This is a genomic window from Micromonospora sp. NPDC047465, from assembly GCF_040643125.1.
GTDB lineage: Bacteria > Actinomycetota > Actinomycetes > Mycobacteriales > Micromonosporaceae > Micromonospora.
In genome coordinates, this window is sequence record NZ_JBEYTP010000018.1 from 12,002 (window position 1) to 33,233 (window position 21,232).

General features: G+C 73.3%; 23 protein-coding genes. 5 read left to right on the forward strand and 18 right to left on the reverse strand.

All coding sequences use genetic code 11. The annotated features are described in order from the left end of the window. Positions 1 to 58: 58 nt before the first annotated feature. The 4 genes from ABZ793_RS17845 to ABZ793_RS17860 all read right to left on the reverse strand — a co-directional run bounded on the left by ABZ793_RS17845 (position 59) and on the right by ABZ793_RS17860 (position 2,382). Positions 59 to 538: a hypothetical protein gene (locus ABZ793_RS17845; protein WP_357458221.1), complete on the reverse strand. Its 480-nt coding sequence runs from the start codon at positions 536 to 538 to the stop codon at positions 59 to 61. A 119-nt stretch (positions 539 to 657) separates the two neighbouring features. Then, on the reverse strand, positions 658 to 1,695 hold the full coding sequence (locus ABZ793_RS17850; protein ID WP_357458224.1) for a hypothetical protein: 1,038 nt from the start codon (positions 1,693 to 1,695) through the stop codon (positions 658 to 660). Next, positions 1,692 to 2,024 (reverse strand): PadR family transcriptional regulator, encoded by a 333-nt coding sequence (locus ABZ793_RS17855; RefSeq protein WP_350686966.1) that lies wholly within the window; start codon positions 2,022 to 2,024, stop codon positions 1,692 to 1,694. Before ABZ793_RS17855 ends, ABZ793_RS17850 begins: the two co-directional genes overlap by 4 nt. 58 nt (positions 2,025 to 2,082) lie before the next feature. Continuing rightward, the gene (locus ABZ793_RS17860; protein WP_357458228.1) at positions 2,083 to 2,382 is read right to left on the reverse strand and encodes a hypothetical protein; all 300 of its coding nucleotides are present in this window, start codon (positions 2,380 to 2,382) and stop codon (positions 2,083 to 2,085) included. A gap of 152 nt (positions 2,383 to 2,534) precedes the next feature. On the opposite strand from ABZ793_RS17860, the gene ABZ793_RS17865 reads away from it, so the two are divergent. Both ABZ793_RS17865 and ABZ793_RS17870 read left to right on the forward strand, forming a co-directional pair. Continuing rightward, a complete protein-coding gene (locus ABZ793_RS17865) occupies positions 2,535 to 3,344 on the forward strand; it encodes a helix-turn-helix transcriptional regulator (RefSeq protein WP_357458231.1) in 810 nt (269 codons plus the stop codon). Beyond that, entirely contained in the window at positions 3,335 to 3,532 is a 198-nt protein-coding gene (locus tag ABZ793_RS17870; protein WP_350703357.1) for a DUF397 domain-containing protein, read from the forward strand. Before ABZ793_RS17865 ends, ABZ793_RS17870 begins: the two co-directional genes overlap by 10 nt. Before the next feature lie 18 nt (positions 3,533 to 3,550). On the opposite strand, the gene ABZ793_RS17875 is transcribed toward ABZ793_RS17870, so the two are convergent. From ABZ793_RS17875 to eno, 9 genes are all read right to left on the reverse strand, one after another. Next, positions 3,551 to 4,354, reverse strand: coding sequence for a MerR family transcriptional regulator (locus tag ABZ793_RS17875; protein WP_357458235.1), 804 nt, complete (start codon positions 4,352 to 4,354; stop codon positions 3,551 to 3,553). Next, positions 4,347 to 4,883: a VOC family protein gene (locus ABZ793_RS17880; protein ID WP_357458238.1), complete on the reverse strand. Its 537-nt coding sequence runs from the start codon at positions 4,881 to 4,883 to the stop codon at positions 4,347 to 4,349. The genes ABZ793_RS17875 and ABZ793_RS17880 overlap by 8 nt, the downstream gene beginning before the upstream one ends. A gap of 71 nt (positions 4,884 to 4,954) precedes the next feature. Next, positions 4,955 to 5,332 (reverse strand): Fic family protein, encoded by a 378-nt coding sequence (locus ABZ793_RS17885; RefSeq protein WP_357458241.1) that lies wholly within the window; start codon positions 5,330 to 5,332, stop codon positions 4,955 to 4,957. Further along, positions 5,329 to 5,532, reverse strand: a complete 204-nt coding sequence (locus ABZ793_RS17890; RefSeq protein WP_350703367.1) for an Arc family DNA-binding protein — start codon at positions 5,530 to 5,532, stop codon at positions 5,329 to 5,331. Before ABZ793_RS17890 ends, ABZ793_RS17885 begins: the two co-directional genes overlap by 4 nt. A gap of 47 nt (positions 5,533 to 5,579) precedes the next feature. After that, positions 5,580 to 6,509: a Ppx/GppA phosphatase family protein gene (locus ABZ793_RS17895; protein WP_357458497.1), complete on the reverse strand. Its 930-nt coding sequence runs from the start codon at positions 6,507 to 6,509 to the stop codon at positions 5,580 to 5,582. An 84-nt stretch (positions 6,510 to 6,593) separates the two neighbouring features. Further along, positions 6,594 to 7,130, reverse strand: a complete 537-nt coding sequence (locus ABZ793_RS17900) for an amino-acid N-acetyltransferase (protein WP_350703562.1) — start codon at positions 7,128 to 7,130, stop codon at positions 6,594 to 6,596. Positions 7,131 to 7,132: 2 nt separating this feature from the next. After that, positions 7,133 to 7,690 carry a DUF501 domain-containing protein gene (locus ABZ793_RS17905; RefSeq protein ID WP_357458244.1) on the reverse strand — a complete coding sequence of 186 codons (558 nt, stop codon included), beginning with the start codon at positions 7,688 to 7,690 and terminating at the stop codon, positions 7,133 to 7,135. Between the two features lie 34 nt (positions 7,691 to 7,724). Then, complete coding sequence (locus ABZ793_RS17910) at positions 7,725 to 8,366, reverse strand: septum formation initiator family protein (RefSeq protein WP_357458246.1); 642 nt, start codon at positions 8,364 to 8,366, stop codon at positions 7,725 to 7,727. A 31-nt stretch (positions 8,367 to 8,397) separates the two neighbouring features. Beyond that, the gene (eno, locus tag ABZ793_RS17915; protein ID WP_357458248.1) at positions 8,398 to 9,681 is read right to left on the reverse strand and encodes a phosphopyruvate hydratase; all 1,284 of its coding nucleotides are present in this window, start codon (positions 9,679 to 9,681) and stop codon (positions 8,398 to 8,400) included. Between the two features lie 234 nt (positions 9,682 to 9,915). Here eno and ABZ793_RS17920 point away from each other — a divergent pair, with 234 nt between their 5' ends. Both ABZ793_RS17920 and nudC read left to right on the forward strand, forming a co-directional pair. Beyond that, positions 9,916 to 10,608, forward strand: coding sequence for a hypothetical protein (locus tag ABZ793_RS17920; RefSeq protein WP_357458251.1), 693 nt, complete (start codon positions 9,916 to 9,918; stop codon positions 10,606 to 10,608). After that, entirely contained in the window at positions 10,605 to 11,537 is a 933-nt protein-coding gene (gene nudC / locus ABZ793_RS17925) for an NAD(+) diphosphatase (RefSeq protein WP_357458253.1), read from the forward strand. The genes ABZ793_RS17920 and nudC overlap by 4 nt, the downstream gene beginning before the upstream one ends. Before the next feature lie 23 nt (positions 11,538 to 11,560). On the opposite strand, the gene ABZ793_RS17930 is transcribed toward nudC, so the two are convergent. From ABZ793_RS17930 to mfd, 4 genes are all read right to left on the reverse strand, one after another. Beyond that, the gene (locus ABZ793_RS17930; protein WP_357458256.1) at positions 11,561 to 13,180 is read right to left on the reverse strand and encodes a DUF885 domain-containing protein; all 1,620 of its coding nucleotides are present in this window, start codon (positions 13,178 to 13,180) and stop codon (positions 11,561 to 11,563) included. Between the two features lie 9 nt (positions 13,181 to 13,189). Beyond that, the gene (locus ABZ793_RS17935; protein ID WP_357458258.1) at positions 13,190 to 14,161 is read right to left on the reverse strand and encodes a nucleoside triphosphate pyrophosphohydrolase; all 972 of its coding nucleotides are present in this window, start codon (positions 14,159 to 14,161) and stop codon (positions 13,190 to 13,192) included. A gap of 2 nt (positions 14,162 to 14,163) precedes the next feature. Then, positions 14,164 to 14,937 carry a hypothetical protein gene (locus ABZ793_RS17940; protein ID WP_357458261.1) on the reverse strand — a complete coding sequence of 258 codons (774 nt, stop codon included), beginning with the start codon at positions 14,935 to 14,937 and terminating at the stop codon, positions 14,164 to 14,166. A gap of 145 nt (positions 14,938 to 15,082) precedes the next feature. After that, the gene (gene mfd, locus ABZ793_RS17945) at positions 15,083 to 18,757 is read right to left on the reverse strand and encodes a transcription-repair coupling factor (protein WP_357458264.1); all 3,675 of its coding nucleotides are present in this window, start codon (positions 18,755 to 18,757) and stop codon (positions 15,083 to 15,085) included. Between the two features lie 271 nt (positions 18,758 to 19,028). Between mfd and ABZ793_RS17950 the strand changes: the two genes are divergently transcribed. After that, positions 19,029 to 20,006, forward strand: coding sequence for a cyclase family protein (locus ABZ793_RS17950; protein WP_357458267.1), 978 nt, complete (start codon positions 19,029 to 19,031; stop codon positions 20,004 to 20,006). 114 nt (positions 20,007 to 20,120) lie between these two features. On the opposite strand, the gene ABZ793_RS17955 is transcribed toward ABZ793_RS17950, so the two are convergent. Next, positions 20,121 to 21,161: a S66 peptidase family protein gene (locus ABZ793_RS17955; protein WP_357458270.1), complete on the reverse strand. Its 1,041-nt coding sequence runs from the start codon at positions 21,159 to 21,161 to the stop codon at positions 20,121 to 20,123. Between the last annotated feature and the right edge of the window lie 71 nt (positions 21,162 to 21,232).

Sequence of the window (21,232 nt, forward strand, 5' to 3'; positions counted from 1 at the left end):
GGCGGCGCGGACCGTCGTCCGCGCCGCCGTCGGCGGTGCCGTGCTGCCGTGGGGCCGGTCAGGCCTTCTTGGTCAGGCAGAGCAGGTAGCCCTTCTTGCCCGGCTCGATGCTGTAGAAGACGTAACCGTCCTGGTCTTCCTTGATGTACTGCTCGCACGCCTCGCCGGAGCGGGCCTGCGTCTCGGTCTGCCCGTCGACCCGACCGACCACGTTGTACACGGCGTCGGTGGAGGTGCACTCGACGACCTTCGCGCCGTCGACCTTCTCCTCCTTGGTGCCGGTCACCTCGGGCAGCTCGGCGATGCAGTCGCCGACCTTGGCGTCGGCGGTCTCGTCCTTGTTGAGGAAGTTGCCGATGGCCGAGCCGACGCCGAACTTGAGCCCCGCGATGACCAGGAACGCGACGATCGCGCCCACGATGCCGAGCACCTTCTTGGAGCCGGACTTCTTCGTCTCCGGCTCCGCCGGGGGCGCCTGGAAGGCCGACGGGGGCTGCGCGGCGTCCGGCGCGGTGGGCGGTGCGACCTGCTCTGACACGGGTTGTCCTTCCGAGGGGTGGATGAGCAGACGACACCGTAGCGATCAGGTACGACGGTCGCCGCCCCGTCGACCTCATCCGTTCAGCTATTTCCCAGCTTTCCCGGGCGCGATCCGGCTCACGTCCGGCTCGGCGCCGGGGTGGCGGCCGGGGCCTCGGTCGCGGGCGGGGCCTCCGCGGTCGGGACCGCAGTCGCGCCGGCCGTCGGGCTGCCCGTCGGGACCGGGCCGGACGGGTCGGCCGACGCGGCGGGCGCCAACGGGGGCAGGCCGGGCGCGGGCGCGGTGGCCGCCGGCGGGCGCGGCGCGAACGGCGCCCGCTCGGGGCAGTACGGGTACGGGCGCAGCAGCGGGTTGCCGACCCCTCTCGGGTCCCACCCGTCCGGGCAGTCCGGGTAACCGAGGCGGATCGGGTCGCCGTTCTGGTCGAAGAGCCGGGCGTTCTCCACCAGCCGGCCCTCGCTGTCGTAGACGTAGACGTCCCGGACGTGGGAGTACCGGTCGTCGACCGAGATGTGCTCGTAGCCGAAGTCCCCCGAGCCGACGCGGCCGTTCACGTCGGTCAGGCCGATCAGCCCGAAGACCACCAGCACCGCCGTGCCGGCGTGCAGCAGCCGCCGCTTGGGCCGGGTCAGGCTCGGCGTGTGGTGGCCGAGCCAGATCGAGGCGAGCACGCTGCCGGCGAGCAGCACCAGGCCGGCCAGCACGCTGCCGTTCAGCTCGGGCAGCACGCCGAACGAGTCACCGGTGGTGGCCACCGTGACGAGCATGGCGGCCAGGTAGCCGCGCAGCACCCACCAGGCCGGCCGGAGCAGCCGGAGGAACTCGCTCGCCGAGGCGTACCCCAGGGGCGGCCCGAGTTGGACGTCCCAGCGTTGTGCCCGCGCGCGGAGCCGGTCCACGGCGGCGCCCAGGCGGCGTTCGCGGCGGCGGCCACCGACGACGGCGCCGACCCCGGCGGCGGCGCGCAGCTCGGCCGCGTACGCCTCGGGCTCGCCGAGCCGCTCGACCAGGCTGCCGCCGGCCTCGACGGCGACCTCGGCGAGGTGTTCCGGCAGGTCCTCGGTCAACTCGTCGCGGTGCGCCGGCGGCAGGTCGGCCAGCGCGGCCCGCACCCGTGCGACGTAGTCCGCGATCTCCTGCTCCGTGACGGTCATGCCGCCATCCCCCGATCGTCGAGCAGTGCGTCCATGGTGGTGGCGAACGAGCGCCAGAGCTTGCCGTAGCGGGTGAGCTGGTCCCGACCGGCGGCGTTGAGGGAGTAGTACTTGCGGTGCGGGCCGGACTCGCTCGGCACGACGTAGGTGGTCAGCAGGCCGGCGGCGTAGAGCCGGCGCAGCGTGCCGTAAACCGAGGCGTCGCCGACCTCCTCCAGCCCGGCCTCGCGGAGCCGGCGCAGGATGTCGTAACCGTAGCCGTCCTCCTCGCGCAGGACGGCGAGAACCGCGAGATCCAGCACGCCCTTCAGGAGCTGTGTGGTATCCACGCTTCGCACACTACTGCGCATTGCGAAGTAGTGTCAAAGGAACGCGCCGCGCGGCGGGTCAGGCCGCGCGGCGCGCCGCCTCCTCCGCGATCCGCAGCAGATCCCGGAGTACGTGCACGAGCGCGCGAGCCTGCGCCAGGTCGATCGGCCAGCGCTCCGGATCGTCGCCGGCCGACAACTCCAGCAGGACGCCGGCCGGAGCCAGCCGCCCGACGTCCATCTGCCAGAGCGCGGCACGCACCTGGATCACCTCGTCGCCGCGCGGCGCGACCGGCCGCAGGCGGGACAGGTGCAACGCGCTGGTCCCGCAGCCGCTCTCGGGCGCGCACCACGTCGGGTGGAGGCGTCGGATCGTCACGTCATCGCCCCTCGTCGGGTTGTGAGGGCACTGTGGGCCCCGGGTCGCCCCCATCATCGTGACCGCCCGACTACGGTCGGAAGTCACGCGGCGGGCACCGGCCGGCGGTGGCCCGCCCGGCCCGACATGTGAAGCCCGGTGAGCGAGGTGTGATGACCAGACCCCAACTGTCGACGCTGGATCTCCTGGCCGGCGAACTGCGGCGGCTGCGCACCGAGCGCGGGCTGAGCCAGGAGGAACTGGCCCGGCGGATCAACTACTCCGGCTCGCTCGTCGGGATGGTGGAGATCGGCCGGCGTACGCCCTCGCTCGACTTCGTCCGGCGCGCGGACGAGGCGCTGGACAGCGGCGGCCTGCTCGGACGGATCCTGCCGCTGGTCAGCGTGGAGACCGCGCCGGCCTGGTTCCGGCCCTGGGTGGCCGTCGAGCAGGAGGCGGCCACGCTGTGGTGGTTCGAGATCTCCGTCCTGCCCGGCCTCCTCCAGACCGAGGGCTACGCCCGCGCGGTCCTTTCCGACGGCGGCCTTGTGCCCGACTCCGAGGTCGAAGAGCGGGTGACGGCACGGCTTCAGCGACAGCAGATCCTGCACCGCGCCCAGCCACCGCAACTGGTGGCCGTGCTCGACGAGACGATTCTTCGTCGTCCGGTGGCGGACCGGTTCGGGGTGATGCGCGAGCAACTCGACCACCTGATCGAGCTGGGTGCCCACCCGCACATCCACCTGCACGTGATCCCGGCCGAGGTAGGCGTGCACGCTGGTGTGGCCGGGCCGTTCATCCTGGCGGGGTACGCCGACGGAGGCTGGGTGGCGCATCTCGACAGCCCGCTGCGCGCCCAGGTGCTGGACCGCGCCGAGGAGATTGCCAGCCTGCACCGCAGGTGGGAAAGTGTCCGCTCAGAGGCGCTGTCCCGGCGGCAGTCGCTGACCCTGATGCAGGAAGTGGCGAAGACATGGAGTTGACCGGCGCCCGGTGGCGCAAGTCCACCCGCAGCGGAAACGGCGGCGCCTCGTGCGTGGAGGTCGCCGACAACCTGCCCGGCGTGGTGCTGGTCCGCGACAGCAAGGACCGCTCGGGCCCCGTGCTCACCTTCGGCCCGACCGCCTGGTCCCACTTCGTCGCCGGCGTCGCAGGGCGTCACCCGCGCTAGTCGTACCGGATCCGCGCTCTACTGCCAGGTGGCGGTGTCGGGGTCGATGCCGTGGGCGCGTGCACTGGCGTCGACGCTCTGCCGGAACCACGTGGCAAGGCCGGCGCGGATGCCGTCGTAGTGGGCAGCAAATGCCGGATCGGCCTCGAACATGCGGCCGAGACAGACCTGCATCTGCCTGGTGAGGGGAAAGTACGACGTGAAAACCTCACGGTGCCGCTCGACGAGTTGATTCGCTTCGGGGCTGCCAGGGGCGACACCGGCGTCCACCGCGTCGCCGAGGGCACGGTCGAGGTCAGCGACGGCGTCGGCGATGGCCTGCCATTCCTCCGGACTGCGAGAGGCTGAGCGTTCGGCGTACTGCTGCCATTGCGTCGTGTCTCCGTAGCGCTGACGGGCTTGGGCGGGCCAGTCCGTGTTCCACTTGGGGCCGAAGATCGCGGCCTGCTGCTCGACGGTCAGCAGCAGGCCGCGCTCGTGGGCGTCGATCATCCGATCCAGGCCGGCGCTGAGCTGCTGGAGGCGGTCGATCCGTTGGGCCACCTGGGTGCGCTGCGCGCGCAGTGCGCCGGGCACGTCCACGGTCGAGTCGTCCAGGATGGCCCGAATCCCGTCCAGATCGAGGCCGATCTCGCGGTAGACGACGATGCGGTACAGGCGTTGCAAATCACCAGCGGTGTAGAGCCGGTATCCGGCAGTCGTGCGCAGCGACGGTCGCGCCAGACCGATGTCATCCCAGTGGTGCAGCGCGCGGACTGTCACGCCCAGGCGCGTCGAGACCTGACCGACGGTCAGCCCATCGACGTCAGTGGCATCAGGCATGCTCCTCATTGTCGCCGCGACCGACGCCCGGTGGGGTGATCCCCATGACTTCAAGGTTCCGCGCCTCCTGACTGGCCGGATCAAAGGGCTTCGCCGCAGTGAAAACGATCCGCGCGTTCTCGGGGGTGACCACTTCCACATCGCGGGTGTTCCATGGAGTGTCCCGTGGGCCGTCGACCGAGTTCGGGCTCAACGCACGACATGCCTCGACAAGGGAATCGATCTGGTTGAGCACGCACGCGAAACTGACGCTCATCGCTGGTGCCTGCGCCGGAACGCTCGCCGCCGAGACGAGGAGCACGTCCTGGAACGCCCACCGGCGCAGGTGCACAAGCGTGCCGGGGATGCTGAACAGCTCGAAGAACCCGAGCCCACGAGTCCAGAAGTCCACCGACGCCGCCAGATCGCTCGTGGGGATCGACGCGAACGCGGGCATTCCGTAGATGCCCCGGAACGGCTCCGGCGCAACCGCATCCGGGCCGGGATCGGGCACGGGACTAATTTCAAAAGCGTCGTAGTGATCACTCATGCACCCCACCCTCCGGCCTTACGCGGCGTGAGGGTCAAGCCGGATCTGTGAACCGAGTCTCCACGCACGGATCAGACATAGAGCTTCCGGAGTTCTCGGGCGATGTCGGAGACCTCGGTCATCGCGCCGCTGGCGACCGACATCACGAGAGCCTCGGCCTGGTCGACGTCGACATCCCGGATCGGGACCTCGTTGAGGGCCAGGAAGACGCGCGCCGCCGCCCAGGCGAGACGCTTGTTCCCGTCGATCAGCGCGTGGTTCATGCAGATCGAGTGCAGCAGCGCGGCGGCCTTGCCCCACAGCTCGGGATACGCCTCCTGGCCGAACGCAACCGTGGCGGGCCGCACGACCGCGGAGGAGAGCAGGCCGGGATCACGCACCTGCGGTGCCTCGCCGAGGACGATCGAAGCGATCTCCATCAGGTCGTCGACGTCCAGGTAGTTGATCACTCGGCAAGTCGCCGCAGCAGCTCGGCGTCACGGTCCGCGACCTCGCGGGCAAGACCCTGTACGCGGGCGCGACGGCTGCGAGCAGCCACGTACTCCTCCACCGCCACGACGATGGTGGCGTTCATCGACCTGTGCTCCTGCTCGGCGAGAGCCTTCAGCCGCTCGTGCAGACCGTCGGGGAGATTGACCGTGGTGACCATATGGAAATCATACCGCTGGTGACCAGCGGATTCCGGGTCGCGCGACCTCAGGCCAGCGACCAGGCGATGCCGTCTAGGATGTCGTGCTCGGAGGCGACCACCGAGGCCATCCCGGCCCGCTCCATGATCACCCGGAGCACCAGGGCGCCGGCGCCGATCACGTCCGCCCGGCCCGGGTGCATCACCGGGATCGCGAGCCGCTGCTCCCGGGTCTTGCCGAGCAGGTCGGCCGTCACGTCGGCCACCGCCTCGTACGACACCCGGGCGTGGTGAATGCGGCCCGGGTCGTACTCCCGGAGGCCCTGGGCGATGGCGACCACGGTGGTGACCGACCCGGCGAGCCCGACCAGGGTGGCGGCCTGCCGGCCCGGCACGGCCGCCAGCGCCCGGTCGACCGCGACGGCGATGTCGGCCTGCGCGGCGGCGACCTCGGCCATGCCCGGCGGGTCGCCGTGCAGGTGCCGCTCGGTCATCCGGACGCAGCCGATGTCCATCGAGATGGCCGCCTCGACGCCGCCGGCGCGGGTGCCCACGACGAACTCGGTCGAGCCGCCGCCGATGTCGATGACCAGGAACGGTTCCTCGGTGCCGGCGGGCAGCCCGCGCACCGCACCGGTGAAGGAGAGCCGCGCCTCCTCGTCGCCCGTCACCACCTCGGGCGCGACCCCGAGGGTCCGCTCGACCATCTCGCGGAAGTCGGCGGCGTTGGAGGCGTCCCGGGACGCCGACGTGGCGCACATCCGGACCCGCTCCGCGCCGAGCTTCTCGATCTCGGCCGCGTAGGAGGCCAGCGCGACGCGGGTGCGTTCGATGGCCTCCGGGGCCAGCCGGCCCGTCTTGTCGACACCCTGGCCGAGGCGGACGATCTCCATCCGCCGGCTCAGGTCGACCAGCGGCGCTTCCGGGCCCGCCGAGGGATCGGGCAGGTCGGCGACCAGCAGTCGGATCGAGTTGGTCCCGCAGTCGATGGCGGCCACGCGCGTCGTCACGGCAGCAACCCTACGGCAGGATCCGGGGCTTGTTCGCCGCCCACCCGCACCGGGGCCGAGGCCAAGGGGCGCTCAGAGGCGCAGCAGCATCCGGGTGTTGCCGAGGGTGTTCGGCTTGACCCGTTCCAGGTCCAGGAACTCGGCGACGCCCTCGTCGTAGGAGCGCAGCAACTGCTCGTAGACGGGCTGCGGCACCGGCGCGCCGTCGATCTCGGTGAAGCCGAACGAGCCGAAGAACCGGGTCTCGAAGGTGAGCACGAAGATCCGGGCCACGCCCAGCTCGCGGGCGGCGTCGATCAGCTCCGCGACGATCCGGTGGCCGAGTTTCCGGCCCCGGCAGGACGGGTCGACCGCCACCGTCCGGATCTCGGCCAGGTCCTCCCACATCACGTGCAGCGCGCCGCAGCCGACCACCGCGCCGTCGTCCGCCCGGACCGCCACCCGGAACTCCTGCACGTCCTCGTAGAGGGTGACGGTGGCCTTGCTGAGCAGCCGCCGGTCGTCGGTGTAGGTGTCGACCAGCCGCCGGATGCCGCGCACGTCGGAGGTGCGGGCCCGCCGCACCACGATCTCGTCGGCCCCCGCCACGCCCCCGCCCGCGTCCGCCATGATCAGTCGGCCGCCGGCACGTCCACGCAGGGGCCGGCCGCCCACCACTTCTCCACCAGCGCCAGCGTCTCGTCGCCGAACGGGTTGACCCCCGGCCCGGCACCCAGCGCGTGCCCGAGGTGCACGTGCAGGCACTTCACCCGGCCGGGCATGCCGCCGGCGGAGATGCCGGCGATCTCCGGGACCTCGCCGATCGCCTCCCGGCGGGCCAGGTAGTCCTCGTGCGCGGCGCGGTAGCGCGCGGCCAGCTCCGGGTCGGTGGCCAGCCGGTCGGCCATCTCCTTCATCAGCCCGGCCGACTCCAGCCGGCTGCACGCCGCCGTGGCGCGGGGGCAGGTCAGGTAGAACAGCGTCGGGAAGGGCGTGCCGTCGGCCAGGCGCGGCGTCGTCTCCACCACGTCGGGCAGGCCGCAGGGGCAGCGGTGGGCGACCGCCCGGGTGCCCCGGGGCGGGCGGCCGAGCTGCGTGGCCACCGCGGCCAGGTCGGCCTCCGTGGCCGGTTCGCGCTTCGGCGGGGGTACGGAGTCCGCCGCCGGCTCCTGCGGTGGTACGACTGTCACGGTGCCCATCTCTCGTTCGGTGCTCGGGTGCTGCTCACTTGTCGGGCTGGTCGCCGTTGGCGGCCCGCACGCTGGACCAGAGAGTGTCATACCAGGGGTCGGGCGTGGCGGGCTTCGCCGGCTGGGCGGGCCCGCCGGCGTCCCGCGCGGCGCCCTCGGGGTCGGAGAGCACGACCAGCAGCGTCTCGTCGGGGCGGACCATGAAGAACCGCTCCCGGGCCTTCGTCTCGATGTACGCCTTGTCCTGCCACTTGGCCGCCTTCTCGGACAGCTCCTCGATCGTCTTCCGCTGGGCCGCCTGGGCGGCCTCCATCCGCTCGATGTCGGTCTGCTGGTCGAGGTAGATCCGGACCGGGTAGGTGTAGGCCAGGGCGAGCGCGATCAGCACCGCGAACAGCACGGTGGCCCGCCCGGTGAGGCCCCGGGAGCGGGGTGCGGTGAGCCGCTTGACCGTGCCGCCGGCCGCCGTACGACGGGCCCCGGCGGGCCGGTTCACGGAGCGTACGCCCTCGGCGCCCCGGGCCGTCCCCGGTGCGCGACCGGCGGTGGCACGCGGCTCGGCGCGGACGCCGCCGTCGCGGACCGAGGCCCGGGCGCCCCGGGCCCCGCCCGGCCGGCCGGAGTGACCCGGCCGGCGGGCGGGACGCTGACCACCCGGTGTGCGGCGCTGCTGCATCGTCACACCCCTCCCCCGAGGCTTCGCGGTCTCAGGCCGAACGGTAGCGCGGGAACGCGCCCGCCCCGGCGTACCGCGCCGCGTCGGCCAGCTCCTCCTCGATCCGCAGGAGCTGGTTGTACTTCGCGACCCGGTCGGAGCGGGCCGGGGCACCGGTCTTGATCTGGCCGCAGCCGGTGGCCACCGCCAGGTCGGCGATCGTGGTGTCCTCGGTCTCGCCGGAGCGGTGGCTCATCATGCACTTGAAGCCGGCCCGGTGGGCGAGGTCCACCGCGTCCAGGGTCTCGGTCAGCGAGCCGATCTGGTTGACCTTGACCAGGACCGCGTTGGCGGCGTTCTCGGCGATGCCGCGGGCGATCCGCTGCGGGTTGGTGACGAACAGGTCGTCGCCCACGATCTGGATGCGGTCGCCGACGGAGGCGGTGAGGGTCTGCCACCCGGTCCAGTCGTCCTCGGACAGCGGGTCCTCGATCGATACGATCGGGTAGTCGCCGATGAGCTTGGTGTAGTAGTTGCTCATCTCCTCGGCGGTCTTCGCGGCGCCCTCGAAGGTGTAGGTGCCGTTGTCGAAGAACTCGGTGGCGGCCACGTCGAGCGCGAAGACGATGTCGGTGCCGAGCCGGTAGCCGGCCTTCTCGACCGCCTCGGCGATCAGGTCCAGCGCGGCGGAGTTGGTGGGCAGGTTCGGCGCGAAGCCGCCCTCGTCGCCGAGGCCGGTGGACAGGTCCTTCTTCTTCAGCACCGACTTCAGCGCGTGGTAGACCTCCGCGCCGGAGCGCAGCGCCTCGCGGAAGCTGGGCGCGCCGATCGGCGCGATCATGAACTCCTGGATGTCGACGTTGGAGTCCGCGTGCGCGCCGCCGTTGAGGATGTTCATCATCGGCACCGGCAGCAGGTGCGCGTTCGGGCCGCCCAGGTAGCGGAAGAGGCTCAGCTCCGCGCTGCCGGCCGCCGCCTTGGCCACGGCCAGGGAGACGCCGAGGATGGCGTTCGCGCCCAGCTCGGACTTGCTGTCGGTGCCGTCGATGTCGAGCATCCTCTGGTCGATCAGCCGCTGCTCGCTGGCCTCGTAGCCGATGAGTTCGTCGACGATCTTGTCCTCGATGTTCGAAACCGCCTTCTCGACACCCTTGCCCTGGTAGCGGTCGGCGTCACCGTCGCGCAGCTCGATCGCTTCGAAGGCGCCGGTGGAGGCGCCGGAGGGCACCGCCGCACGGGCGATCGTGCCGTCGTCGAGCCCGACCTCGACCTCGACGGTCGGGTTGCCCCGCGAGTCCAGAATCTCCCGCGCGACGATTCCCTCGATGGTTGCCACTGAGTCGCTCCTCGTTTGTGTGGTTCCGGTCCGGTTCGGGCCGCGACGGTGCGGCTGAGGCAGGTGTTGAACGCAGCGTATCGGGCGGCCGTCGGACGCGGGCGGTCCGGGCGCACGGGGACCGGATCCGGAACCTGCCCTCCGGCGGCGCTTTACGCAGACATTCCCGAATTCTCGGTCCTCAACCGGCAACGGGTTTGCGCGCGGTTGACCCGATCGGCCACGCTGTTCGCCATGCCCGCCGCCTCGACCACTCTCCGCATGCTCGCCGTGTCGGTCATCGCGTCGCTCACGGTGACCGGCTGTCAGACCCTGGACGACGCCGGCCGGGCGATCGGGCGGGCCGACCTGGTCAACGACATGGCCGCCCGGCTGGACGGGGCGCTGGAGCTGACGTACTCGGCCGACTACCAACTTCCCGGCGGGCAGACCGCCACCATCGTCCAGGCCCAGGAGCCGGCCCGCTCCGCCTACACCTGGCCGGGCGGCAAGCTCACCGTCACCCCGGAGGCGACCGCCCGCTGCGAGACCGCCGCCGGCCGGGCCACCTGCACCCTGGAGGCCCCGCCCGCGCCCAACGCGAAGCCCTCGGTGGCCCTGTTCACCGAGGCCAAGCAGCAGGGCCTGGTCACGCCGCCGATCGTGGTGGGGCTGCTGACCGCCGCCGCGCTCGATCCGGACGCGGTGATCGCGCAGAGCGACACCACCCTCGCCGGTCGCCACGCCACCTGCGTCGACGTGGAGCGGTCGAGCGGCGACTTCATCGCCTGCGTGACCACCGAGGGGGCGCTGGGCAGCTTCACCGGCCAGGTCGACGGCAAGCCGGTCGAGCTGGCCCTGCGCCACTACCGCGAGACGGTCGACGCCACCGCGTTCGCCCTGCCGTCCGGCGCCGGCGTGGTGGACCGCCGGTCGACCACCTCGTGACCGGCCCGGCCGGCCCGGGCGCCGCCGCCCCGACCCCGGCCGGCACGGCCGCCGCCCCGACCGGTGCGGCCGGTGGGCACGCGACGTCGGGTCGCGGACGACCGGGCGGGTTCGTCCCCGGGGCCGACCGCTCCGTCGCGCCCGCGCCGACCGACCTGGCCCTGCCGGTGGCCGGGCGCAAGCTGCTGACCGGCGCCGACGGCACCGTCCTGCGGGTCGCCGACCTGCCGGCCGGCACCGCGTGGGTGCCGCTGGGCACCCTGGACGGCGTCCCCGCCTGGGCGGCCGAGCCGACCGGGCCGGAGGAGCTGACCGGCCGCTGGCGCGGCTGGGCGTCACTCGCCGCCGAGGCGCCCGAGCCGCTCGCCACGCTGGCCGGCCGGGCGCTGACGGTGGTCGACTGGCGGCGTACGCACCGGTGGTGCGGGGCCTGCCGGGCCGAACTGGCGGACGTGCCCGGGGAGTCGGCCCGGCGCTGCCCCGACTGCGACCTGTACGTGCCGATGCGGTTCTCCGCCGCCGTGCTGGTGGCGGTCACCCGCCCCGGCCCGGTGGATCGCCCCGACGAGCTGCTCCTGGTGCGGCACTCGTCCGGGCCGACCGGGCTCTGGGCGCTCGTGGCCGGATTCGTCGAGGCCGGCGAGACGCTGGAGGCGGCCGTTCATCGCGAGGTCGGCGAGGAGGTCGGGCTGGAGCTGACCGAGCCGGCCTACTTCGGCAGCCAGCCGTGGGCGCTGTCCGGCCCGAGCGTGCTGCTCGCCGGCTTCACCGCCACCGCCGCCGACCCCACCGCCGAGCCGGTGGTGGACGGGCGGGAGCTGACCCAGGCGCGCTGGTTCCCGCTCGACCGGCTGCCGGCGGAGCTGCCGCCCGCGTACTCCATCTCGCGGTGGCTGATCGACGCGACGGCGACCGCCGCGCGGCGCTGAACCCGCGCGGCGGCCGGCCGCACTTACACGCCGAGCAGGGTGCGCAGGTGGCGCGGGGGCGGGCAGTCGTGGGCGAGCATCGCGTCGTGCCAGTCGCGCACCGACACGCCGGCCGGGCGGGCCGCGGCGATCTCGGCCACCTCGCTGTAGCCGACGAAGTACGTCGAGAGCTGCGTCGAGGTGAGCAGGGCGCGCCGCCACTTGCCGGCCGCCTCGCCCTCCTCCTGGAAGCCCCGCCCCGTCATCAGCGCCATCGCCTCCGCCTCCGGCAGCTCCTCGCAGTGCACGAGCTGGTCCAGCAGCGCGTTGATGGTCATCCGGAGCTGCATCTTGAGCTGCTGCAACCGCACCGGCAGGCCGCCGAAGCCGAGGCCGGCCATCAGCTCCTCCGTGTAGACCGCCCAGCCCTCGATGAAGGGCCCCGACTCGGTCAGTGCCCGGACCCGGGTGGGCCCGACGTGGCGGCGGGCGTGGGCGAGCTGGAGGAAGTGCCCCGGCATCGCCTCGTGCACGGTCAGGTTGCGGATCATGTGGTCGTTGTACTCCCGGTAGAACGACTCGACCCGGTGCGCGGGCCAGTCCGCCGGGGTGGGCGCGATGCAGTAGAAGGTCGGCACGTCCGCCGTCTCCAGCGGGCCCGGCGAGTCGCAGTAGGCGACCGCGACGCCCCGGGCGAACTCGGGCATCTCCTGGATCACGCAGGGGTCGTCGACCAGGGTGACCAGGTCGTGGGCGCGGACGAAGTCGGTCGCCTCGTCCAGCGTCACCGAGGCGAGCGCCACGATGCTGTGGTCGTCGGGGTGCTCGGCGGCCAGCATGTCCAGCGCGCGGCGCACGGTCTCGTCGTCGGCCGGGCCGCCGACCAGCTCGACGGCCGCCGCGCGGATCTCCTCGGTGACCCGGTCCAGGTTGGCCCAGGCCCGGCGCTGGATCTCGGCGGCGCCCAGCTCCGTGTCGAGGGTGTGCCAGAGCCGCGCCTCCCAGCGGCGGCGGCCCAGGCGCGGGTCGCGCCCGGGGCCGGCGTCGGCCGCCAGGCCCACGCGCAGCCACGCGACGAACTCCTCGAGCGCGGCGATCGCCGCGATGGCGGCCGGCTCGACCCTGTCGTGCAGCGCGGGCGCCTGCGCGAGCAGGGCCGGCACCTCGTCGCGGATCAGCGCCGCCGTGCCGGTGAACTGCCCGACCGCCGTCTCGGCGTGGATGCGCGGCATGTCGCGCAGCGTGGCGCGGGCGGTCGCCAGCGCGTCCGGCACCGCCGCGAGCCGGCCGGCCAGGCTGGTCAGCCGCTCCTCGACCGGGGCGTACGGGCGGGCGGCCAGCGCGTGCAGCAGCGGCCCCGGATTGTGGACCAGCGGGTCCCACTCGTGCGCGCGGATTTCGGTCCACTCGAACAGCGCCTGGTCCACGAACGAGGTGAGCAGGGCGTGTTCGACCCGCTCCTCGACGCCCAGCGCGTCCGGGTCGAGTTCGGAGAGCGCGTCGGCGGCCTCCCTCAGCATCGCCTGGTCGGCCGCGGCGGCGGTCGCGGACAGGTCCGGCAGCCGGTCGTCGTACCGGTGGTCCCCGGTGGAGGTCGCGAGCCCCGGCCGGCTCTCCAGCAACGCGTCGACGATCCGCTCGGCGAGCGGCACAAAGGATTCCACCCACCGACCCTACCGGCGTTCGGCCGTCCTGACCGCGTCCGCGTAGGCGAGGGCGGCCCGGCGCAGGGCCGCCTCCGCGTCCAGGCCGGCCTCGCGGGCCGCTGCCACCGTGGCGAGCAGGCCCGCGCCGAGCCGCGCCTCCGGGTCCACCTGGGACTCCGCCAGCGGGGGCGGCACGGCGAGCCCGACCCGGCCGGCGCGGTCGAGGATCTTGGCGGCCAGGGCGAGCGCGGGCTGGCTCAGCGCGATGCCGTCCAGCACCGAGTCACGCGCCTTCTCGGCCCGCTTGATCCGCTCCCAGTTCGCCTCGATCTCCTCCAGCGTGCCCGCCTCGCCCTCCGCGAAGACGTGCGGGTTGCGCCGAACCATCTTGTCGACCAGGCCCCCGGCCACGTCGTCGACGGTCCACCGCCGCCCCTCGGGCAGCTCCTCGGCGAGCCGGGCGTGCAGCACCACCTGGAGCAGCACGTCGCCCAGCTCCTCGCGCAGCGCGTCGGTGTCCTCGGCGCTGATCGCGTCGTACGCCTCGTAGCACTCCTCCAGCAGGAAGCCCGCGAGGCTGCGGTGGGTCTGCGCCCGCTTCCACGGGTCGCCGCCCGGCGAGGCCAGCCGGTCCATCACCGCCACCGCGTCGAGCAGCCGGGCACCCGGCGGGTCCCACGAGCCGTACATCAGCTCCAGCTCGGCCAGCCCCGGCTCGCGGGCCAGCCGCAGGCCCAGCTCACGGGCCAGCGACTCGTCGCCGGCCGGGCCGGCCAGCCACACCACGGTGCCGTGCGCCGCCGCCGCGTCCAGCAGCGCCTGCGTCGCCGGACCGTCGACGACGGTCACCTCGGCGCCCGCCGCGCGGACCGCCGTGGTCAGCTCGCTCTCCGCCCCCACCAGCACCGGATGCCGGCGTACGACGTCCCAGGCGGCGGCGGTCAGCAGCCCGGCCGGCAGCCGGGGCGAGGTGACGAGCAGGACGATCCGCGCCGGCATGCTCAGCTGACGGCCGGGCCGCTCGACGGGACCGGTCCCGGAGTCGAGACATCGGTGACCGGGCCGTCCTCGTCGATGTACGGGAGCGAGTAGGCGATCAGGGCCTGGCCGTTGCCGACCAGCGACGGCACGCCCAGCGGCCGGAACCGCGGGTTGACCGAGAGGTCGGCGCGCTCGGCCTCCTCCTGCAGGGCAGCGCTGACCGCGGCGCCACTGCGGACGAAACCACCGTCACCGAAGAGCTGCCGGACCTGGGCGACCCCCAGGCCGGAGTCGATCTGGCCGGTCTTCTCCAAGGCCCGGTAGACGGCCATCACCGAGTCGTCGCTCAGCTCGCCCGGCGGGAGCTGCTCCCCGAGCGCCTGGGAGATGTCGATCCACTCGCCCCACAGCTTCGCGTACTCGGCGCCGGCCGGCATCCGCAGCGGCTGCTGGAGCTGCTCGGGGCTGACCTGGTCGCGCACGCTGATGTTCTTCGCGGCCACGACCCGCTTGCCCAGGTCGATGCTGACCAGCAGGTTGACGACGTCCTGCCGGGTCACCGGCGAACGCAGCTGGTCCGGCGACGGGGTGGCGCCGGCCCGGCTGGCCTCCGCGCGGACCGCGTCGCCGAACATCCGCTGGGCGTCGTCGTAGATCTCGTCCACCCGGCTCATCGAGTAGGTGGTGTCACCGACGTACGCGGCGGCGTCCGGCGCGGACCTACCGCAGGCGGCGAGGGAGACGAGACCGAGGGCCGCGACGCTGGCGGCGGCGATCAGACGGCGAGCACGCATGTGCGCCACTCTCTCATGCCGAACCGGCGCCTGTGACGCCCCCCACCCTGCTCACGGCCCGACCCGGACCACCGTCCGTGATCACGATGTTGTCGCCCTCGACGTCAGCGGTGTCGGGGCGACGACATCGTGATCGACGAGCGGGTCAGCTGGCCGGCGTGGCCACGAGCGCCGGCTCGCCCAGCACGTCGGAGAGGAGCTGGGCGCACCACTCCAGGAGGGCCTGGTCGCGCAGCGGCTCGCCGCCGACCCGGCGGGTGCTGGGCCGGGGCACGCTGACCTGGTCGAGCGCCGACTTGTAGACCGAGTCCGGGTGGTAGCGCTTGAGCCGCAGCTGCTTCGAGTCGGGCAGCGGCAGCGGGCCGAACCGGATGTGCTTGCCCTGCATCGACACGTCGGTGAGGCCGTAGCGGCGGGCCAGCAGCCGGAACCGCGCCACCGCGACCAGGTTCTGCACCGGGGCGGGCGGCTCGCCGTACCGGTCGGTCATCTCGGCGACCACCTCGCGCAGCCGCTCCTCGTCGCGCGCCTCGGCGAGCTTGCGGTACATCTCCAGGCGCAGCCGCTCCACGCCGACGTAGTCGTGCGGCAGGTGCGCGTCGACCGGCAGGTCGACCTTGACCTCGGTCTCCTCCTCCGGGCGCTCCCCCTTGAACGCCTGCACCGCCTCGCCGACCATCCGCACGTACAGGTCGAAGCCGACGCCCTCGATGTGCCCGGACTGCTCGCCGCCGAGCAGGTTGCCGGCGCCCCGAATCTCCAGGTCCTTCATCGCCACGTACATGCCGGCGCCCAGCTCGGTGTGCTGGGCGATGGTGGCCAGCCGCTCGTGGGCGTGCTCGGTCAGTGGCTTCTCCGGCGGGTAGAGGAAGTACGCGTACGCCCGCTCCCGGCCCCGGCCGACCCGGCCGCGGATCTGGTGCAGCTGGGCCAGGCCGAGCAGGTCGGCGCGCTCCACGATCAGGGTGTTGGCGTTCGGGATGTCGATGCCGGACTCCACGATCGTGGTGCAGACCAGGACGTCGAACTCCTTCTCCCAGAAGCCGACCATCACCTTCTCGAGCGCCTCCTCGCCCATCTGGCCGTGCGCCACCGCCACCCGGGCCTCGGGCACCAGCTCGCGCAGCTTCCGGGCCGCCTTCTCGATCGACTCGACCCGGTTGTGCAGGTAGAAGACCTGCCCGTCGCGGAGCAGCTCGCGGTGGATGGAGGCGGCCACCTGCCGCTCGTCGTACGCCCCGACGAAGGTCAGCACCGGGTGCCGCTCCTCGGGCGGGGTGGCGATGGTGGACATCTCCCGGATGCCGGTGATCGCCATCTCCAGGGTGCGCGGGATCGGGGTGGCCGACATGCTCAGCACGTCGACCGAGGCACGCATCGTCTTCAGGTGCTCCTTGTGCTCGACGCCGAAGCGCTGCTCCTCGTCGACGATGACCAGGCCGAGCGACTTGAACCGGGTGGCCGCCTGGAGCAGCCGGTGGGTGCCGATGACGATGTCGGCGGTGCCCTCGGCGGCCATCGCCAGGGCCTGCTCGGCCTCCTTCGGCGTCTGGAAGCGGGAGAGCTGCCTGATCGTCACCGGGAACTGGCTCATCCGCTCGGCGAACGTGTTGTAGTGCTGCTGCACGAGCAGGGTGGTGGGCACCAGCACCGCCACCTGCTTGCCGTCCTGCACCGCCTTGAACGCCGCCCGGACGGCGATCTCCGTCTTGCCGTAGCCGACGTCGCCGCAGATCAGGCGGTCCATCGGGACGGTCTGCTCCATGTCCCGCTTGACCTCTTCGATCGCCGCGAGCTGGTCCGGCGTCTCCTGCCACGGGAAGGCGTCCTCCAGCTCCCGCTGCCACGGCGTGTCGGGGCCGAAGTTGTGCCCCTTGGACGCCTTGCGGGCGGCGTAGAGCTGGATGAGCTGCGCGGCGATCTCCTTGACCGCCTTGCGGGCCCGGGCCTTGGACTTCTGCCAGTCCGAGCCGCCCATCTTGTGCAGGGTGGGCTGCTCGCCGCCCACGTAGCGGGAGAGCTGGTCGAGCTGGTCGGTGGGGACGAAGAGCCGGTCGCCGGGCTGGCCGCGCTTGCTCGGGGCGTACTCGATGACCAGGTATTCCCGGGACGCACCGTTGACGGTGCGCTGCACCAGCTCGACGTAGCGGCCGATGCCGTGCTGCTCGTGCACGACGTGGTCGCCGGCCTTCAGCTCCAGCGGGTCGATGGTGTTGCGCCGCCGGCTCGGCATCCTGCGCATGTCCCGCGTGGAGGTGCCCCGCCCGCCGGTGACGTCGTTGCCGGTGAGCAGCACGAACCGGGACGCCTCGTCGACAAAGCCGCTGGCCAGGTTGCCGCAGCTGACCAGCAGCTCGCCGGGGGCGGGGGCGGCCGGGATCTCCTCGGTCAGCCGCGCGCCGAGGCCGGCGTCGCGGAGCACCTCGACCGCCCGCTGGGCGGGGCCGTGCCCCTCGAAGACCAGCGCGATCGACCAGCCCTCGCCGGCCCAGCGCTTCAGGTCGTCGACGACCCGGGCGGTCTCGCCGTGGTAGAGCGGGGCCGGCTGCGCCGCCAGGGTCACCGCGATCGCGTCGTCGGGGGTGACGTCCACCTCGCCCGGCGCGTCCTCCCAGGGCTCCCGCGCCGGGGCGCCCTCCGCCTCGGCCAGGCCGAACGGCGACAGCGTCCACCAGGGCCGGCGCAGCCGCGCGGCGGCGGCGCGGACGTCCGCCAGGGTCCGGAAGGCGGCGGCGCCGAGGTCGACCGGGGCCTGCCCGCCGACGGCAGCCGCCGCCCAGCTCGCCTGGAGAAACTCCTCGGAGGTACGCACCAGGTCGTGCGCCCGGGTGCGGATCCGCTCCGGGTCGCACAGCAGCACGTGGGTGCCGGCCGGCATGCAGTCCAGCAGCAACTCCATCGAGTCGGCGCCGATCAGCGCCGGGGCGAGGGACTCCATCCCCTCGACGGGGATGCCCTCGGCCAGCTTGTCGAGGATCTCGGCCAGCTCCGGGTGCTCCTCGGCCAGCGCCGCGGCCCGCTTCCGCACCGACGGCGTGAGCAGCAGCTCCCGGCAGGGCGGCGCCCACAGCTGCGGCACCTGCTCGATGGTCCGCTGGTCGGCGACGGCGAAGGTGCGGATCTCCTCCACCTCGTCGCCCCAGAACTCGACCCGGGACGGGTGCTCGTCGGTGGGCGGGAAGATGTCGAGGATGCCACCGCGTACGGCGAACTCGCCCCGCTTGGTGACCAGGTCGACCCGCGCGTACGCCATGTCGGTCAGCCGGCGGGCGACCTCTTCCAGGTCGGCCTCCTGGCCGGCGGCGAGCTGCACGGGTTCCAGGTCGCCGAGCCCCTTGAGCTGCGGCTGGAGCAGCGACCGGACGGGTGCCACGACCACCCGCAGCGGGCCGGTGCGGCCGTGCGCGTCGGCCGACCCCGGGTGCGCGAGCCGGCGCAGCACGGCCAGCCGTCGGCCGACCGTGTCGGAGCGGGGCGACAGGCGCTCGTGCGGCAGCGTCTCCCAGGACGGGAAGACCGCCACCTGATCGGGCGGGAGCAGGGCGCCCAACGCCGAGGCCAGGTCGTCGGCCTCCCGCGTGGTCGCGGTCACGGCGAGCACGGGGCGGCCCGCGCCGCCACCCGCCCCGCCGCCTCGGGCACCGCCGCCGGCCCCGTCGCCGACCGGGTCCGCCGCGACCGCGGCGACCGCGAACGGGCGCAGCGCGGGCGGCGCGGTGATGTCGAGGCCGTCGACCTGCGCGGCACCGGAGCGCGCCAGGTCACGTGCCCGGGCCAGCCCGGGGTCGGCCAGGGCGGCGGAGAACAGACCGGTGAGCATGTCAATCACTTCCCATGGGATCGCCGGCTCGGCACGCGGCAGCGCGCAGCACGACAGAAGCCCCGCGTCCGTCGGGACGGGGGGTGCACGCCCGCCAGCCTATCTCGCGGCGGGGACAATCTCGCCCAGAGCCGACGGGGCGCGTGGCGCGGAACCCGGATCCCGCCCGGGCGGGATCCGGACCGGACCGGGCGGGGCCGGATCTTGACCGGGCGGCGCCGATCGGGAGCGGATCTTGACCGGGGCGGCGCCGGCGTGGTCGGCTTCGATCATGAGCAGTCAGTGGCGGGCACAGTTCGACGCGGAGGTCACCTTCGCCAACGGCGGCGGGCTGCGGACCGACGGGTTCCGGCTCGACATCCCCGGCCGGGAGATCGGCGACGACGAGTTGGCGGCGCTGTTCGTCCGGCACCTCGGGCTGCTGATGGTGGCCGAGGTGCGGATCAGCGACAAGACGATCATCGAGGAGCCGCACAAGGGCGGCCGGGGCCTGACCGGCCCGGACGGCCCGGACGGCGCGGACGGCGCGGACGGCGCGGACGGCGCGGACGGCGCGGACGGCGCGGACGGCGCGGACGGGCGGCGGCTGGTCGAGCTGAGCCACGTGGTCACCGACGGGATGACCACCCTGCCGGGCTGGCCGGCCCCGCGGATCACTGAGTGGCTGACCCGCGAGGCGTCCCGGGCGAACTACGCCCCGGGCACCGAGTTCCAGGTGGGGCGGATCGACATGATCGCCAACACCGGCACGTACCTGGACACTCCCGCGCACCGCTACGCGGAGGGCGCCGACCTCGCCGGCACGCCGCTGGACCGCCTCGCCGACCTGCCCGGCACCGTGGTCCGGGTGCCGGCCGGCACCCGCGCGATCGACCGGCTGATGCTGGCCCCGTACGACGTCGCCGGGCGGGCGGTGCTGCTGCACACCGGCTGGGACGCGCACTTCGGCACCGACCGGTACAGCGCGCCGGAGGCGCCCCACCTCACCGGGGACGGCGCCCGGGCCCTGGTCGAGGCGGGTGCCGCCCTGGTCGGCATCGACTCGATCAACATCGACGACATGAGCCCGGCCGCCGCCGGCGAGCGCCCGGCGCACAGCACGCTGCTGGCCGCCGGCGTCCCGATCGTGGAGCACCTGACCGGCCTCGACGCCCTGCCCCCGGAGGGCTTCCGGTTCACCGCCGCTCCGCCGATGGTCGCCGGGATGGGCACCTTCCCCGTCCGCGCCTTCGCCGTCGTCCCGGCCTGACCTCGTCCCGGCCCGCGAACGGGCGGCCTCGCTTCGGTGGAACGTCATGGGTGCCAAGACCGTTCGTTGACACCCGTGACGTTCCACCGAGCGAACGCCGACAGCGGCCGGTGGTCAGTAGCGCACCGAGATCCGGCGCTCGACCGCGTCCACCCGGATCTCGCCGCCGTACGGGACGATCAGCTGCGGGTCGGTGTGGCCGAGGTCGACGTCGAAGACCACCACGGCATCCGGGTTGTAGGCGGCGAGCGCCCGGGCGACCGCCTCCCGCTGGGCGTCGGCCCACTCCCGTCGCTGGGGCACGGAGTGCGGCCGCTCGAAGTCCCACGCCTTCGCCCGGCCGACGAGCACCGCCGGGAACGCGGCGAGCAGCCCCCGCTCCCCCATGTTGCGCAGCATCCGGAACACCTCGGTGGCCGGGGGCATCTCCTCCGACGTCTCGACGATCAGCACCGACCCGGCCAGTGCCCCGGCCGACGGGACCCGGTCGGCGGCGAGCAGCCAGTGCAGGATCTCCAGGTTGCCGCCCCAGGTGCGCCCCTCGACGACCGTCGACGGCCCCTGCCAGCGCCAGCCCTCCCCCGGCAGCATCTCCGGCTCGTGGGCCAGCGACGCCGGGTCCCGCCAGTCGTTCGGCCGGTCGCCCCACTCCGGCGCGGGCGTCAGGTCGTACCAGCCGGAGGTGAAGAGGGCGGCGCGCAGCGAGTCGAACGTCAGCGGGTGCGGCCTGCCGGGGCGGCCGAGGTGCACCAGCACCGACCCGCCGTGGTACGCCACGATCCCCAGTCGGTGCAGGTGGTTGAGCATGTTCGTGTTGTCGGAGTACCCGAAGTACGGCTTCGGGTTGGCCCGCAGCACCGCGTCGTCCAGATGCGGGGTGACCGTGATCAGGTCGTCCCCGCCGACCGTGGCGAGCACGGCGGTGACCGTCGGGTCGGCGAAGGCGGCGGTCAGGTCCCGCGCCCGGTCGCGCGGGTCGGCGCCCATCACCCGGGTCGTCGGGTACTCCACCGGCTCCAGGCCGAACTCCTCGCGCAGCCGGCGCAGCCCCAGCTCGTACACGTGGGGGAAGATCGCGGGCAGGCCGGCGGAGGGCGAGACGATCGCGACCCGGTCGCCGGGGCGGGGTTTCGGGGGATAGTTCGGCGACGTCATGATCGGACGCTATCGGGTCAGTCGAACGGTTTCCGCCGGGATAACCACGACGAAAGCCCCGAAAGCCGCCC

Coding starts and splice junctions, on each gene's coding strand:
- ABZ793_RS17870 (WP_350703357.1), top strand. CDS start 3,335: ATGGAGTTGACCGGCGCCCGGTGGCGCAAGTCCACCCGCAGCGGAAAC.
- ABZ793_RS17940 (WP_357458261.1), bottom strand. CDS start 14,937: ATGCGTGCTCGCCGTCTGATCGCCGCCGCCAGCGTCGCGGCCCTCGGT.
- ABZ793_RS17875 (WP_357458235.1), bottom strand. CDS start 4,354: ATGCCTGATGCCACTGACGTCGATGGGCTGACCGTCGGTCAGGTCTCG.
- ABZ793_RS17920 (WP_357458251.1), top strand. CDS start 9,916: ATGCCCGCCGCCTCGACCACTCTCCGCATGCTCGCCGTGTCGGTCATC.
- ABZ793_RS17950 (WP_357458267.1), top strand. CDS start 19,029: ATGAGCAGTCAGTGGCGGGCACAGTTCGACGCGGAGGTCACCTTCGCC.
- ABZ793_RS17880 (WP_357458238.1), bottom strand. CDS start 4,883: ATGAGTGATCACTACGACGCTTTTGAAATTAGTCCCGTGCCCGATCCC.
- ABZ793_RS17850 (WP_357458224.1), bottom strand. CDS start 1,695: ATGACCGTCACGGAGCAGGAGATCGCGGACTACGTCGCACGGGTGCGG.
- ABZ793_RS17955 (WP_357458270.1), bottom strand. CDS start 21,161: ATGACGTCGCCGAACTATCCCCCGAAACCCCGCCCCGGCGACCGGGTC.
- mfd (WP_357458264.1), bottom strand. CDS start 18,757: ATGCTCACCGGTCTGTTCTCCGCCGCCCTGGCCGACCCCGGGCTGGCC.
- ABZ793_RS17890 (WP_350703367.1), bottom strand. CDS start 5,532: ATGGTCACCACGGTCAATCTCCCCGACGGTCTGCACGAGCGGCTGAAG.
- ABZ793_RS17865 (WP_357458231.1), top strand. CDS start 2,535: ATGACCAGACCCCAACTGTCGACGCTGGATCTCCTGGCCGGCGAACTG.
- ABZ793_RS17935 (WP_357458258.1), bottom strand. CDS start 14,161: ATGCCGGCGCGGATCGTCCTGCTCGTCACCTCGCCCCGGCTGCCGGCC.
- ABZ793_RS17910 (WP_357458246.1), bottom strand. CDS start 8,366: ATGCAGCAGCGCCGCACACCGGGTGGTCAGCGTCCCGCCCGCCGGCCG.
- ABZ793_RS17900 (WP_350703562.1), bottom strand. CDS start 7,130: ATGGCGGACGCGGGCGGGGGCGTGGCGGGGGCCGACGAGATCGTGGTG.